General features: G+C 74.6%; 12 protein-coding genes and 1 CRISPR repeat array (1 of these 13 running past the window's edge). Of the genes, 6 read left to right on the top strand and 6 right to left on the bottom strand.

The features are described from left to right. Positions 1 to 44: 44 nt before the first annotated feature. Both DNL40_RS11530 and DNL40_RS11525 read right to left on the bottom strand, forming a co-directional pair. Positions 45 to 623, bottom strand: a complete 579-nt coding sequence (locus tag DNL40_RS11530) for a YbaK/EbsC family protein (protein ID WP_245885868.1) — start codon at positions 621 to 623, stop codon at positions 45 to 47. Then, a complete protein-coding gene (locus DNL40_RS11525) occupies positions 620 to 1,150 on the bottom strand; it encodes a YbhB/YbcL family Raf kinase inhibitor-like protein (RefSeq protein ID WP_111251404.1) in 531 nt (176 codons plus the stop codon). Before DNL40_RS11525 ends, DNL40_RS11530 begins: the two co-directional genes overlap by 4 nt. 160 nt (positions 1,151 to 1,310) lie before the next feature. Here DNL40_RS11525 and DNL40_RS16775 point away from each other — a divergent pair, with 160 nt between their 5' ends. The 3 genes from DNL40_RS16775 (at position 1,311) to DNL40_RS11510 (ending at position 7,505) form a co-directional block, all read left to right on the top strand. Then, on the top strand, positions 1,311 to 2,216 hold the full coding sequence (locus DNL40_RS16775; RefSeq protein WP_245885867.1) for a hypothetical protein: 906 nt from the start codon (positions 1,311 to 1,313) through the stop codon (positions 2,214 to 2,216). Between the two features lie 125 nt (positions 2,217 to 2,341). Further along, the gene (locus tag DNL40_RS11515; protein ID WP_111251461.1) at positions 2,342 to 4,003 is read left to right on the top strand and encodes a Y-family DNA polymerase; all 1,662 of its coding nucleotides are present in this window, start codon (positions 2,342 to 2,344) and stop codon (positions 4,001 to 4,003) included. Next, the gene (locus DNL40_RS11510) at positions 3,996 to 7,505 is read left to right on the top strand and encodes an error-prone DNA polymerase (RefSeq protein ID WP_111251403.1); all 3,510 of its coding nucleotides are present in this window, start codon (positions 3,996 to 3,998) and stop codon (positions 7,503 to 7,505) included. Before DNL40_RS11515 ends, DNL40_RS11510 begins: the two co-directional genes overlap by 8 nt. 9 nt (positions 7,506 to 7,514) lie before the next feature. Here DNL40_RS11510 and DNL40_RS11505 read toward each other — a convergent pair whose 3' ends face one another. Together DNL40_RS11505 and DNL40_RS11500 are read right to left on the bottom strand one after the other, a co-directional pair. Next, positions 7,515 to 7,814, bottom strand: coding sequence for a hypothetical protein (locus DNL40_RS11505; RefSeq protein WP_146252085.1), 300 nt, complete (start codon positions 7,812 to 7,814; stop codon positions 7,515 to 7,517). Positions 7,815 to 7,852: 38 nt separating this feature from the next. Beyond that, entirely contained in the window at positions 7,853 to 8,692 is an 840-nt protein-coding gene (locus tag DNL40_RS11500) for a metal-dependent hydrolase (protein WP_111251401.1), read from the bottom strand. Between the two features lie 131 nt (positions 8,693 to 8,823). Here DNL40_RS11500 and DNL40_RS11495 point away from each other — a divergent pair, with 131 nt between their 5' ends. Beyond that, on the top strand, positions 8,824 to 9,249 hold the full coding sequence (locus tag DNL40_RS11495) for a YrdB family protein (RefSeq protein WP_111251400.1): 426 nt from the start codon (positions 8,824 to 8,826) through the stop codon (positions 9,247 to 9,249). Between the two features lie 96 nt (positions 9,250 to 9,345). On the opposite strand, the gene DNL40_RS11490 is transcribed toward DNL40_RS11495, so the two are convergent. Both DNL40_RS11490 and DNL40_RS11485 read right to left on the bottom strand, forming a co-directional pair. Beyond that, on the bottom strand, positions 9,346 to 9,954 hold the full coding sequence (locus DNL40_RS11490) for a hypothetical protein (protein WP_245885865.1): 609 nt from the start codon (positions 9,952 to 9,954) through the stop codon (positions 9,346 to 9,348). Between the two features lie 24 nt (positions 9,955 to 9,978). Then, positions 9,979 to 11,124, bottom strand: coding sequence for a zinc-dependent alcohol dehydrogenase (locus DNL40_RS11485; protein WP_111251459.1), 1,146 nt, complete (start codon positions 11,122 to 11,124; stop codon positions 9,979 to 9,981). Between the two features lie 248 nt (positions 11,125 to 11,372). Between DNL40_RS11485 and DNL40_RS11480 the strand changes: the two genes are divergently transcribed. Next, a complete protein-coding gene (locus DNL40_RS11480) occupies positions 11,373 to 11,618 on the top strand; it encodes an acyl carrier protein (protein ID WP_111251399.1) in 246 nt (81 codons plus the stop codon). A 161-nt stretch (positions 11,619 to 11,779) separates the two neighbouring features. Continuing rightward, complete coding sequence (locus DNL40_RS11475) at positions 11,780 to 12,748, top strand: hypothetical protein (protein ID WP_111251458.1); 969 nt, start codon at positions 11,780 to 11,782, stop codon at positions 12,746 to 12,748. Positions 12,749 to 12,819: 71 nt separating this feature from the next. Then, a CRISPR array of direct repeats spans positions 12,820 to 14,283; the repeat unit is 29 nt; unit sequence GTGCTCCCCGCGTAAGCGGGGGTGATCCC (it continues 705 nt past the right edge of the window).

Below are 14,283 nucleotides of genomic sequence, written 5' to 3'. Positions count from 1 at the left end.
CCGGCGGCGGTGCCGCGGAAGGTGGCACCCCGGGATCGCCTGGATCACCGCTCGATCCCGAGGCCCTCGACCACCTCGGCGCCCGGCAGGGTCGCCAGCAGATCGCCCGGCACCAGCAGCTTGGAGCGGCGCACGCCCGAGCCCATGAGCGCCAGGGAGCCAGGCTCCACGACTCGTGAGTCGAGCAGCACGCGCCAGCCCTGCGGCAGCCCCACGGGGGTGATGCCGCCGTACTCCATGCCGGACTCGGCCGTGGCGCGGTCCATGGGCAGGAACGACGCCTTGCGCACGTCGAGGAGCTTGCGCACGAGCCGGTTGACGTCGGCGGTCGTGGTCGCCCGGACCACGCAGGCCGCGATCTTCTCGGCCTCGCCGCGCCGCCCGCCCACCAGCACGCAGTTCGCGCTGGCCGACGGCGGCAGCTGGTGCACCTCGTTGAGCGTCGCGGTGTCCGCGTGGTCGGGGTCGATCTCGGCCACCGCCACCTCGGCGGCCACCCGGGGCTCGGCCTCCGCCCACGCGCGCAGCACCGCGGCCGTCGGGGTCGCGAGCAGCTCGGGGTGGTCGAGGGCCGGCGCCCAGGCGAGGCCGCCGAGGGTGGGCAGGTCGGGGTACGTGCTCACCGCTGGTAGGTGGCCACGAGCACGGCCCGCGCCAGGGTGTGGAACACGGCGTTGAACGCCACGGCAGCGTTGGAGGCGTCCGGGCCGACGCCGAGCTGCGGCACGTCCAGGGCGTGCACCGCGAAGTAGTAGCGGTGCTCGTGGTCACCCTGGGGCGGCGCGGCCGGGGTGAAACCGGGCTCGCCGCCGTCGTTGCGCACCTGGTAGGCGCCGGCGGGCAGGCCGGAGCCGTCCGGGGCGCCGGCGCCGCGCGGCAGCGCCGTCGTCGTGACAGGCACGTCGACGGCGTTCCAGTGCCAGAACCCGGACGGCGTGGGCGCGTCGGGGTCGTAGACGCTCACGACGAAGGACTGCGTGCCCTCCGGGAATCCCGACCACTCCAGCGCGGGCGAGACTCCCTCGCCGTCGGCTGTGAAGGCGGTGTCCAGGCGCTGCCCCTCGGTGATGTCAGGGCTGGTCAGGGTGAAGGAGGGGACCTGGGGGAGCAGCGAGTACGGGTCCGGGGGATAGGGGCGCTCGAGACTCATGGCGCCATCGTGCCCCGGTGGCGAGGGTCTCGCCACCCCCTTCTCGGCAGGTGCTCGCGCGGTTGACAGCGGAGCCTACGGGGACGTTCACTAGAACACGTGTTCGAACAGGTGTTCGGCGCGAGCTCCACAGCGCCGCACCGCGGGGAAGGGGGTCCCCATGACCGGGATCGTGGCGGTCGACCGGCACGCCCAGGCTCTGGCAGCGCTCCGCGCGGCAGAGCAGCGCACGGGCGTGCGGCACCCGCTGCAGCAGGCGGCGCCGCTGCGCCCGGCGTCTCCGACACCCCCTGGGGTGGGCGCTGGGGCAGCCCCTGGGGCGGACTCTGCGGGGCACGCCGTGGCGGACGGCGCTCGACGCGCCCTGCCTCATCCCGCCCTGCCTGATCCCGCCCTGCCGGCGCCTGCCCGGCAGACGCTGCCCCAACAGGGACGGCGTCTGCCGGTGCACCCTCGCCTGGCCGGTCTCCTGCCCGGCGGCGCTCTACCCGTGGGCGGCACCGTGGCGGTCCAGGGGTCGACGTCGCTGCTCCTGGCTCTGCTCGCCACCGCCTCGGCCGACGGCGCCTGGGTGGCGTTCGTCGGCGCGCCTGCGGTGGGCATGCTCGCGGCGGCCGACGCGGGGATGGCGCTCGAGCGCGTCGCGCTGGTGCCTGACCCGGGCCCGGACGCTCCCGCGGTGATGGCAGCCCTCCTGGACGGCATGGACGTGGTGGTCGCCGGTCCGCGCGCCGTCCTGCTCGACGGCGACCGGCGCCGCCTGGCCGCTCGGGCGCGGGAGCGCGGTGCCGTGCTGGTGCCGACGACGTCGTGGCCTGGAGCGCACGTCAGCCTCGACGCGCGCGGTGGGGGCTGGTGGGGCGTCGACCAGGGCGCAGGCTGGTTGCGGCGCCGCACCCTGGAGGTGCTGCGCACCGGGCGGGGGGCGGCGGCCCGGCCTGTGGAGCTGGAGGTGGAGGTGCCGCTGGTGGCGGGCGCCGTGCTGCCCGAGGTGGCGCTGACGGGCGCCGAGCAGACGCAGGAGCCGCGGGCCGGTGCGGCACCCCACCTGCAGGTGGTCGCGTGAACGTCCCGACGACCCGGACGGTCGCGGCCCGGCCAGGACCGGCCACCTCGGACGCCCGGGTCACGGCTGCAGGCTCCACCCGCACCGCCGTGCTGTGGGTGCCCGACTGGCCGGTGGTCGCAGCGATGGCCGTGACCGGCGTCGACGCCCACGTCCCGGCGGCGGTGCTCACCCACCGGGGGGTGGTGGCGGTCTCCGCCGTCGCCCGTGCTCACGGGGTGCGCCGGGGCATGCTCCGGCGCCAGGCCCAGGAACGCTGCCCGGAGCTGGTGCTGCTGGGCGCCGACGACGCCCGCGACGCCCGCGAGTTCGAACCGGTGGCGGTGGCCGCCGAGACGGTCGTGGCGGGCATCGAGGTGGCGCGCCCCGGTCTGCTGCTGCTGCCCGCGGACGGCGCCGTGCGGTATCACGGCTCGGAGCGCGCCCTGGCTGCCGCGCTGGTCGATGCCGTGGCTGCTGCCGGGTTCGAGTGCCAGGTGGGCGTGGCCGACGGCGGCCTCGCCGCCGTGCTCGCCGCCCGGGCCGACGCCGTCGTGCCCCCGGGAGGCTCCCGCGCCTTCCTGGCCCCGCGCCCCGCTGCCGACCTGCTGCACGCCGTCACCGACCCGGGCGGCGTGGCCGCCGTGCGGCAGGTCGTGGACCTGTGGTGGCGGCTGGGCGTGCGCACCCTGGGCGACCTCGCCGCGCTCCCGGCGACGAGCGTGCACGGCCGCTTCGGCGACCTGGGTGCGTGGGCGCAGCGGCTGGCCCGCGGCGAGGACGTGCGCCCGCCAGCCCGCCGCCGGGTCGAGGCCGACCTCGCCGTCGGCGCCGAGCTCGACCCGCCCGCCCTGCGCGTCGACGTCGCCACGTTCGCCGCCCGCCGGCTGGCCGAGGAGCTGCACGCCCTGCTCACCCACCGTGGGCTGGCGTGCGGACGCCTGCGCATCACGGCCCGTACGCAGGAGGCCACGCTCGAACGGGTGTGGCGTACCGACGACACCGCCACCGGCGGCATGAGCGCCGCACGCATCACCGACCGCGTGCGCTGGCAGCTGGAGGGGTGGCTCACGTCAGCGGCGGCCCGCCGCGGCCTGGACGGTGACGCTGACGTGGCCCCCATCGAGCACCTGGCGCTCGCGGCCGAGGAGGTGGTGCCCGCGGGGACGCACCAGCCGAGCCTCTGGGGGGCGGACGCCGGCCAGGACGTGCGGGCGCACCGTGCGCTGGGCCGGGTACAGGGTCTGCTGGGCGGGGACGCCGTGCTCACGGTCAGGGTGCAGGGTGGGCGCGACCCGCGCGACCGTGTGCACCTGGTGCCGTTCGGCGAGCACGTGGAGCCCGCGCGCGACGCCACGCTGCCCTGGCCGGGAGCTCTGCCGGCGCCGGCGCCGGCCACGCTGCTGCCCGAGCCCGTCCCGGTGCGGGTGCTCGACGCCGCCGGGGGTGACGTCGTCATCGACGCGCGCCTGGCTGTGAGCGCACCGCCCGCCCGGGTGGTGCTCGTCGATGAGGTGGGGCGGCAGCACGCGTCCCCGCCCGGTGACGCTGCGGCTGCGGCACGGGTGCGAGGCCGGTCGCTGCTGCCCGCCGACGCTGTCAGTCCGCGGTGGGCGGGCCTGCCGGTGCCGCTCGGGACGGCGTCGGCCGTGGTGGGCTGGGCCGGGCCCTGGCCGCTCGCCGAGCGGTGGTGGGCGCCCGACGGCGGCAGCCGACGTGTGCTGCTGCAGGTGCTGCTCGACGACGGCCGCGGGATGCTGCTGGCCGCCACCGCCGGTGCCTGGCGGATCGAGGCCCTCTATGACTGACCGGCCCCGGTACGCCGAGCTGCACGCGCACTCGGCGTTCAGCTTTCTCGACGGCGCCTCCCACCCCGAGGAGCTCGCCGCCGAGGCGTCCCGTCTCGGGCTGAGCGCGCTGGCCCTGACCGACCACGACGGGCTGTACGGCGTCGTGCGCTTCTCGATCGCCGCCCGGGGCCTGAAGCTGCCCACGATCTTCGGTTCGGAGCTGCACCTGCCCGTGCCCGCAGAGCCGGGCGGTAGCACCCTTCCCGTGCTGGACCCTCCCACCGGGGTGCCCGACCCCCGGGCCGACCACCTGCTCGTGCTGGCACGGGGAGCCCAGGGCTACCGGAACCTGTCGAGTGCGATCGCCACCGCGCACCTCGAGGCCGGCACCAAGGGCAAGGCCTCCTACCACCTGGAACGGCTGGGGGAGCAGTCTGCCGGCGAGTGGCTGGTGCTCACCGGGTGCCGCAAGGGCTCCGTGCGACGCGCCCTGCGAGCCGAGGGGGAGGCCGGGGCACGCCGCGAGCTCGACCGCCTGACCGCCCTGTTCGGCCGCGACAACGTGGCCGTCGAGATCACCGCCACGGGTGACCCGCGCGACGCCGACCTGCACGCCGCTCTCGCCGGTCTCGCCCACGACGCCCGGCTCCCGCTCGTGGCCACCACCGGCGCGCACTACGCCCGCCCCCGGGACGCCGACCTCGCCGCCGCGCTCGCCGCCGTCCGCGCCACCAGCTCCCTGGACGCCATGGACGGCTGGCTGCCCGGCGCGCCCACCGCGCACCTGCGCTCCGCCGAGGAGATGCTGCGGCTCCACCACGGTCACCCGCAGGCCGTGGCCACCGCCGCCGTCCTGGGTGCCGAGTGCGCGTTCGACCTGCGGCTCGTGGCCCCGAACCTGCCGCCCTACCCCGTGCCGGACGGCCACGACGAGGTCTCCTGGCTGCGCGAGCTGGTGCGTCGTGGCGCCGTCGAGCGCTACGGCGAGCGCGACCACGAGCGCGTGCCCGGCGCGTGGGCGCAGATCGACCACGAGCTGAAGGTCATCGAGCAGCTCGGCTTCCCCGGCTACTTCCTCGTGGTCTACGACCTGGTCGACTTCTGCCGCCGCCAGGGCATCCTCTGCCAGGGGCGGGGCAGCGCCGCCAACTCTGCCGTCTGCTACGCCCTCGGCATCACCGCCGTCGACGCCGTGCGGCACGGCCTGCTGTTCGAACGCTTCCTCGCCCCCGAGCGCGACGGCCCGCCCGACATCGACATCGACATCGAGTCCGTGCGGCGCGAGGAGGTCATCCAGCACGTCTACGAGCGGTACGGGCGCACGCACGCCGCCCAGGTCGCCAACGTCATCTCCTACCGCCCCCGGTCCGCGGTGCGCGACGCCGCACGGGCGCTCGGGTACGACGTCGGGCAGCAGGACGCCTGGTCCAAGTCGATCGAGCAGTGGGGGCCGCTGCGCGACCTGGAGCCGGACGACGCCCCGGACGGCACCGGCGACCCCGGTGCGGTGGCCCCTGCTCCGGCCGCCGCTGCGGCCGCACCGCCCGTCGCGACCCGCACCGCGCAGAAGGACGCCCAGCGGTCAGCGCTGTGGGGCCCGCGCGCCACCGACCCCCTGGTCGACCCCCTGGCCAAGGACGAGGCGGACCGGCGCGACCTCGGCCCCGGCCGTGCACGCTCGGACGACGCCCACGACGTCGTCCCCTTCCGCCGCCCGCCGTCAGCAGAGCAGGACGGCGAGATCCCCGCTCACGTCATCGACCTCGCCCACCGCATGCTGCGCCTGCCCCGCCACCTCGGCATCCACTCCGGCGGCATGGTCATGTGCGACCGCCCCGTCATCGAGGTGTGCCCCGTGGAGTGGGCCCGCGCGGAAGGCCGCACGGTGCTGCAGTGGGACAAGGACGACTGCGCCGACGCCGGCCTCGTGAAGTTCGACCTCCTGGGCCTCGGCATGCTCACCGCCCTCCGCTACGCCTTCGAGGAGGTCGAGCGGCAGACGGGGGAGCACCTCGAGCTGCACGCCCTGCCCCCGGAAGACCCGGCCGTCTACGACCTGCTGTGCGCCGCCGACACCGTCGGGGTGTTCCAGGTCGAGTCCCGCGCCCAGATGGCCACCCTGCCCCGCCTCCAGCCACGGAACTTCTACGACATCGTCATCGAGGTCGCCCTCATCCGCCCCGGCCCCATCCAGGGCGGCTCCGTGCACCCCTACCTGCAACGCCGGCGCATGGCCCCGCAGGACGTCCCGTACGCGCACGAGCTGCTGCGCGCACCGCTCGCCCGCACCCTCGGGGTGCCGCTGTTCCAGGAACAGCTCATGCAGATGGCCACCACCCTCGCCGGGTTCAGCGCGGCCGAGGCCGACCTGCTCCGCCGCGCCATGGGCGCCAAGCGCTCCAAGGAGAAGATGCGCGGGCTGCGCGCCCGGCTCATGCAGGGCATGGCCGACCGCGGCATCGAGGAGGAGCTGCGCGAGGAGATCTACACCCAGCTCCAGGCGTTCGCCGACTTCGGCTTCCCCGAGTCGCACGCCTACTCCTTCGCGTTCCTCGTCTACGCCTCCAGCTGGCTCAAGGTGCACCACCCGGCCGCCTTCTACGCCGGGCTCCTCGCCGCCCAGCCCATGGGCTTCTACTCCCCGCAGTCCCTCGCCGCCGACGCCCGCCGCCACGGCGTCACCGTGCTACGCCCCGACCTCAACGCCTCCCGGGCGCTCGCGGCCACCGAACGGCTGCCCGGCGACGCAGCCCTGCCGCCCGAGACGACACCGCTGCCGCGCTCGCCCGCACGCGAGCACGGCCCCGACCCCGACCTGCGGCTCGCGGTGCGCCAAGGGCTCGCCCAGGTGCGCGGCATCGGTCAGGAGAAGGCGGAGGAGATCGTGGCCGCACGGGAGGCTGGTCCGTTCCGGGACCTGCGGGACCTGGTGCGCCGGGTGGACCTCAGCACCGCGCAGCTCGAGGCGCTGGCCACCGCGGGCGCCACCGAGTCGCTGGGAGCGAGCCGCCGGGAGGCCCTGTGGGCGGCCGGCGCGCTGTCCCAGGAGGGGCCGGGCACCCTGGAGGGCGTGTCGGTGGGCGTGGCGGCTCCCGCCCTGCCGGGCATGACGGAGGTCGAGACCGTCGTCGCCGACGCATGGGCCACCGGCATCACCCCGGACTCCTCACCCGTGGAGCTGGTGCGCGAAGGGCTGCGCCGCGCAGGTGCCGTCACCGTGGTCGAGGCGGCGGCCACGGAGGCGGGCCGGCGCATCGCCGTCGGCGGGGTGGTCACCCACCGGCAGCGGCCCGGCACCGCGGGCGGCGTCACGTTCCTGTCCCTCGAGGACGAGACAGGACTGCTCAACGTGGTCTGCTCACCCGGCCTATGGAGGCGGTTCCGCACCGTGGCCCGAGGGGCGCAGGCCATGGTGGTGCGAGGCCGGGTCGAGAAGGCCGACGGCGCCGCCAACCTCGTCGCCGAGCACCTGGCGCCCCTGAGCCTGCCCGTGCAGGGGCGCTCCCGCGACTTCCGCTGAGAGGTGCGGTCAGAGGTCTGGGAGCAGGCCGGTGAGGAAGAAGGTGACGCAGACGCCCCACACGGTGGCGAACGCGTAGACCGCCCACGCTGCTCGTGACCACCGCCGCGAGACGACGCTCAGGCAGAAGCACAGGCCAACCGCAGCGACCACGAAGACGGTCACGACGGGGAGCTCGGTCGTAGCAGCCAGCCGCCACGGCAGGACGGCGAGCACCGCCGCGGCCACGAGCGCCACGACGCCGCCGCGCAGCGCGGGCCGGGTCTCGACGTCCTGTCGCGCAGCGGCTGGGGCCTGAGGCGTCGTCACGTGTGGGAGGGTAGCGGGTCGCCGCCGGCCGGGCCGTGTCAGCCGCCCAGCAGCTGCCCCCACGTGACGATGCTCCACTGCACGAGCGAGTCCCACACGGGGGCGGTCTCGAACCCCATCTGGTCCAGCGCGGCCCAGCCCACGCCCACCACGGCGTAGATGCTGACCGGTGTCATGACCACCCACTCGCGCCACGAGCCGGCGTCGCCCAGGAGCGGGACGGCGAGGTTGCCCCCGGCCCGCCACACGTCGTCGAACGGCAGCACGGGGTAGCGGCGCACCCAGCGCGGGGAACGGACGCGCAACGGCCACAGCAGCGGGATGCCCCGGGTGGTCAGCAGGTCCCCGAGCAGGTGCATCAGACAGCCGAGCCCCACGCAGAACGGCATCCAGTACCACTCCTCGGGCGCGAAGACCGCGACGAGCGCGGCCAGCGAGAGCGAGGAGAGCCACGGCCAGACCGTGCCCTTGCGGGTCAGGCGCAGGGCCCGCATCGCGAACGCGATGAGCAGCACCGCCATGATGCCGGGACCCACCAGCACGTCGCCGAACGTCTCCGTGCGCAGCGTGACCATGCCGGCCACCCACGCGATCGCGGTGAACACCGCCACACCGAGCAGCGAGTGGGTCGCGCCGCGGTGCCCGCCGGAGATGCTGGCGACGAACTTCGTGACCCCTTCGGAGACCGGGGGCAGCGAGTGGGCGATCGTGCCGGAGTGGTGGTCGGAGTCCGGCAGGAGGGCCGCACCGGCGCACACCAGGGCCCCGGTCATGACCCCCACCTCGGAGACCGGGTACCAGCCGAAGGCGATCGGCGTGGTGGAGGTGACGGCGACCCAGGCCGCGGCCCCGCTCGCCGCGTGGTGCCCACCCATCATGCCTGCCGCGCCCCTTTCGCACCGCCTGTCCGCTCTGACCGGTTGGTCCGGCCGGAGGAGACCGTACACGTCGCGGCCGACAGCGCCGTGCTCGGCAGGCACGCCGGGGGAGCGAGGAGTACCGTCGCCACATGTCTGCGACGGAGCAGCCACGGGAGTCGGTCCACGGGGCCGACCCTGACCTGGGGTGCGCCCTCGACGTCGAGCACCAGGTCGTGCGCGGCGTCGCGATGGTGCTGCGGTTCCTCCTCGAGATCGCGATGCTGGTCGCCGTGGGCTGGTGCGCCTGGGCCACGGTGGTGCCACACGGCTGGCGGTGGGCGGCAGCGTCGCTCGCACCGGTCGTCGTCGCAGCGCTGTGGGCCACCTACCTGTCACCGCGTGCTCCCCGCCGACCGTCGGAGACGGTGCGGGTGCTCGTGGAGCTGGTGCTCTTCTTCGGGGCGGGGGCATGGCTGTGGACGCTCGGGCAGCCGGTGCTCGGTGCCGCGCTCGCCCTCGCGTGGCTCGTGGACCGCGCCGTCATCGCCACGTCGTCGCGCCCGCGCGAGGGCTGAGCCGGACCAGAGGCGGCTTGGGCCGGAGGAGGCGACCGGCCGCCGTGGTCACGACGTGCACCCGCACCTCCTCCGGACCAGGTCCGGGGGACCAGGTCAGCGCCGTCGGGCCCGCACGATGCGGCGCACGACGGCGAACACCGCCGCACCGCCCAGGACCCACGGCCCGGCGACGATCAGCGGGTCCAGGGCCTGGTGCTTGACGTCGGTCCGGCGCGCCCCGACGCGCGACGACCAGCCGTGGCGGGAGACCTCCGCCCGCACCCCGGTCTCGGCGACCAGGTTGTCCGGCCGGCCCCGCAGCAGCGCCGTGACCCGGCTCTCGGCCACGTCGACCCGGTCACCGGCCATGAGCAGGAGCCAGTGCGCCGCACGGCCCTCGCTGAACCGCTGGTACGCCAGGCGCCGCACCGCGCCCGACAGGCCGTGGAGCGGCTGCGCCGTGCCGAAGGCGGGGGTGAGCATGGCGTGTTCGATCGACCGCTCCCGCGGGCGCTCCTCCGGCTGGCGTGCGGGGAAGTCCCAGTGCGCGCCGGTGGCGTCCGGGTCGAACCGCAGGCGCGGCACCGACGGACGGTCGGCCGGGTCCAGGTCGACGCCCCAGCCGGGGATGCGGGCGCGCAGCTCCTCGGGAGTCTCGCGCAGCGGGCGCCGGGCGGGCATGTACGCCGGCTCGACCCCGGGGGACGGAGGCGTGGTGGTCATGTCGGTCTCCTCTCGGGCGTCGGGTCAGGCGTCGAACGTGACCAGCGGCTTGATGCAGCCGTCCAGCTTCGACGAGAACATGTGGTACGCCTCCGCGATGTGCTCCAGCGGCACCCGGTGGGTCACCATGTCGCTCGGCTTGATGTACCCGTTGCGCACGTGCTCGAACAGGCGCGGCCACTGACGCTTGACGTGCGCCTGGTTCATGTTCAGGGTCAGGCCCTTGTTCATGGCGTCGCCGAACTTCACCGCGCTGAAGATGGGACCGTACGCACCCATCACCGAGACGGTGCCGCCCTTGCGCACCGAGTCGATGGCCCAGTTGAGCGCCACCGGCGACCCGCCCTGGAGCTTGAGCTTCGCCGCCGTCACGTGCTGCAGCAGGTTGCCGTCCGCCTCGGCACCCACGGCGTCGATCGCGACGTCCGCCCCCAGGTGGTCGGTGATCCGCTTGAGCAGCACCACGACGTCGTCGTGCTCCACGAAGTTGTACGTCTCCGCGTGCGCCATCTCGCGCGCCTTGGCCAGGCGGTACTCCAGGTGGTCGATCACGATGACGCGGCCGGCCCCCATGAGCCACGACGACTGCGCCGCCACCAACCCCACCGGGCCAGCACCGAACACCACGACGACGTCGCCCTCCTTGATGTCCCCGAGCTGCGCCCCGAAGTAGCCGGTGGCGACGGCGTCCGTCAGCAGCACCGCGTCCTCGTCGCTCATCCACTCCGGGATCAGGCTCGGGCCCACGTCCGCGAACGGCACCCGCACCAGCTCAGCCTGGCCGCCGTCGTACCCGCCCGTCGTGTGCGAGTACCCGTAGATGCCGCCCACCGCCGTCGCGTTCGCGTTGACGTTGTGACAGTTCGCGTACAGGCCGCGAGCGCAGTACCAGCACGACCCGCAGAAGATGTTGAACGGCACCATCACGCGGTCGCCCACCGAGAGGTTGCGCACCGACGGCCCCACCTCCTCGACCACGCCGATGAACTCGTGGCCGAACGTGTGACCCACCCGTGTGTCGGGCATCAGGCCGTGGTAGAGGTGCAGGTCCGAGCCGCAGATCGCGGCGAGCTGCACACGCACGATCGCGTCGTTCGGGTGCTCGATCCGCGGCGGGGCCTTCTCCTCCACGCGGACCCGGTAGGGCCCGCGGTACACCATGGCTCGCATCGCTGCTCCCTCGCTCGTGTCGTCGATCCCGGTCAGCGTGGCACCGGCCCCGGTGGCTCGCACACGGCCGGGAAGGACCGCCGAGCCCCGCCCGGACCGTCGCCGAGAAGGGGCGCCCTGACGGGTGGTGAGTGGCCGCACACCGTCCGACGGTGAAGGGGCGCGCCCGTCGTCGAGCGTCGGCGGGCGCGTCCATCGGCCCGCGCCGCACGGGCGGCGGGCACCGAGCAAGGACGGAGGTGACCGGTATGGCCACCGGTGAGACCGGATTCGACGACGTGACGTTCGACCTGATCTCCGTGCAGTACCACTCGCTCAAGGCTGGCCACGACTACGGCCAGTACGTGCGTGACGCCCGCAACGCAGGCCAGGAAGAGATCGCCCAGTTCTTCGAGCAGGTCATGGCGGAGGACTCCCAGCGGGCGCAGCGCTGTCACGAGTTCCTCAAGCAGCTCGGCGGCACCGACAACACGACGCCGCCTCCGGGGACCTGATCGACGGGACCTGACCCACCTGAGCCCTGACGTGCAGGCCCTGGACCGGACCCCCGGCCCAGGGCCTGTGCTGTGCCCCCGGGTGCCCGCCCGCTCCCGCCTCGGCGGTGCCGGTTGCCCGCCCGCGGCGTGGCCGCCGCCGTCGTGCCAGGGTGGGCAGCGTGAGCGAGACCGACACCGACGCCCTGGTGGATGCTCTCTACGCGGGCCCGCTCGAGGAGTTCGTCGCCGCACGCGACGCCGCCGCCAAGCAGGTGGCCGCCGGCGGCGACCGCGTCGGGGCCGCCCGCGTCAAGAAGCTCCGGCGGCCCACCGTGGCCGCCTGGGTGGTCAACCAGGTGGCCCGCCGGCACCCCGACGAGGTGGCGGCGCTCGCCTCGCTCGGAGACGAGCTGCGCGCCGCGACGGCCGACCGCGACCGCGGACGGATCACCGCCCTCGACCGTCTGCGACGCGAACGGACCGACGCGCTCGTGGGGCAGGTGCGTGAAGCAGGGGATATCGACGGGCGGCCCGTGTCCACCGACGCCCTGGACCGACTCGCCGAGACCCTGACGGCGGCGGTCATGGACCCCGACGCCGCAGCCGCAGTACGCGGCGGTCGGCTCGCCCAGGCGCTCCAGCACGTCGGCTTCGGCATCGTGGACGAGGGCGGCGACACGGCCGACGTCGTCGCCCTGCGCCGCGAGGCGGGGGACCCACCGCCCACCGAGCCGGGCGGCGGAGCCAAGCCGGCGACCAGGCCCGAGCCCGAGGCAGGTCCCGAGCGGGAGGCGGACACCGTGCCCGAGCCGCCGGCCGAGGCGCTCGCGGACGCCGAGCGGGCGGTGCAGGAGACGGCCGACGGGGTGGACCGGCTGGAGGCCCGGCGCGACGACCTCGACCAGGCGTTCCAGGCGGCGCAGGCTCAGGTGCGGCAGCGCGAGGCCGAGGTGGGCCGTCTGGAGGAAGAGATGCAGCGTCTCCTGACGGCACGCGACGAGGCGCGCGCCGCGCTGCGGGAGGCTCAGGCGGCGCAGGAGGAGAGCCGTGCCGCGCTGGACGCCGTGGACGCCGAGCTCGACGCCGCCGAGGGGCGTGCTGCGGCCGCGCGGAGACGACGTCGGGATGCGCGCCGCACGGACACGTGACCGAGGTCGGCCGAACGCTCGGACTGAACGCGAATGGGAGATCGGCTGGGTATCGTTGCTGGTCAGGAAGTGTGCTCCCCGCGTAAGCGGGGGTGATCCGGCGCAGGCAGGCCGCCTCGGCAACCGGCTCGGGTGCTCCCCGCGTAAGCGGGGGTGATCCCTTCGCCAGCAGTGACGCCACCTGCGCCTCGTGGTGCTCCCCGCGTAAGCGGGGGTGATCCCTCGCCGCCTGTGTGCGCCTGCGTGAGCTGCACGTGCTCCCCGCGTAAGCGGGGGTGATCCCCACACCGCCGTCCTCGACTGGATCGACCTGTGGTGCTCCCCGCGTAAGCGGGGGTGATCCCGCTCAGGTGCGGGCGAGCGCCTGCGCGGCCCGGTGCTCCCCGCGTAAGCGGGGGTGATCCCCCTCGTGGCCGTACCCACGCAGGCCACCTCGTGTGCTCCCCGCGTAAGCGGGGGTGATCCCCAGCGGCCCGTCGCCGGGTCGACCACCTCAAGGTGCTCCCCGCGTAAGCGGGGGTGATCCCTCGAGGCGGGGTAGAACGTCTGGTTGATCGGAGTGCTCCCCGCGTAAGCGGGGGTGATCCGCTCGCCATGGCAGGGAGGCCAACGCGATGACCGTGCTCCCCGCGTAAGCGGGGGTGATCCCCTCGTGGACTTCCGTCAGGTGCAGGAGTCCACGTGCTCCCCGCGTAAGCGGGGGTGATCCGGAGACCCACCATGGCAACGCTGACCACCGGGGGTGCTCCCCGCGTAAGCGGGGGTGATCCGAACGGCAAGTCCACGCTCTCGGGCGGGATCGCGTGCTCCCCGCGTAAGCGGGGGTGATCCCGAGGCGACGATGCGGGCGACCTTGATGCCGACGTGCTCCCCGCGTAAGCGGGGGTGATCCCACCCCGCCGTAGTCGGGGTGCTCGAGCACGCGGTGCTCCCCGCGTAAGCGGGGGTGATCCCGGCCGGTACCAGCCGCGCAGACGCAGGTCGATGTGCTCCCCGCGTAAGCGGGGGTGATCCCTCGATCATGTCGACCGGCACCAGAGCGATGCGGTGCTCCCCGCGTAAGCGGGGGTGATCCCAAGGTCAAGGCCCTGTCGGGCAAGATCGCCCAGTGCTCCCCGCGTAAGCGGGGGTGATCCCGCAGCGAGGGCAGCCTCTGCCCTCAGCGCAGCCGTGCTCCCCGCGTAAGCGGGGGTGATCCGTTCCCGTTCGCGGTCATGCCGCGGCGGGAGTTGTGCTCCCCGCGTAAGCGGGGGTGATCCGGACTACAAGGCCAACAACCGCACCACTTCGCCGTGCTCCCCGCGTAAGCGGGGGTGATCCGTGTCGGCGGCGCTCATCGGTCGCCTCCCGCTTGTGCTCCCCGCGTAAGCGGGGGTGATCCTCCCGCACGCCCCGATGTCGCGGAAACGCTCTTGTGCTCCCCGCGTAAGCGGGGGTGATCCCGTCGACGACCTCGAGACCAAGGCGCGCCAGGCGTGCTCCCCGCGTAAGCGGGGGTGATCCCTTCGACAGCGGCCTGTTCGCCTGGCTCGGCG

The sequence above is a fragment of the Xylanimonas oleitrophica genome (genome assembly GCF_003244315.1).
Lineage (GTDB): Bacteria > Actinomycetota > Actinomycetes > Actinomycetales > Cellulomonadaceae > Xylanimonas_A > Xylanimonas_A oleitrophica.
Note: the sequence above shows the minus strand (reverse complement) of the source record. Positions and strands in the feature narration are given on the sequence as shown.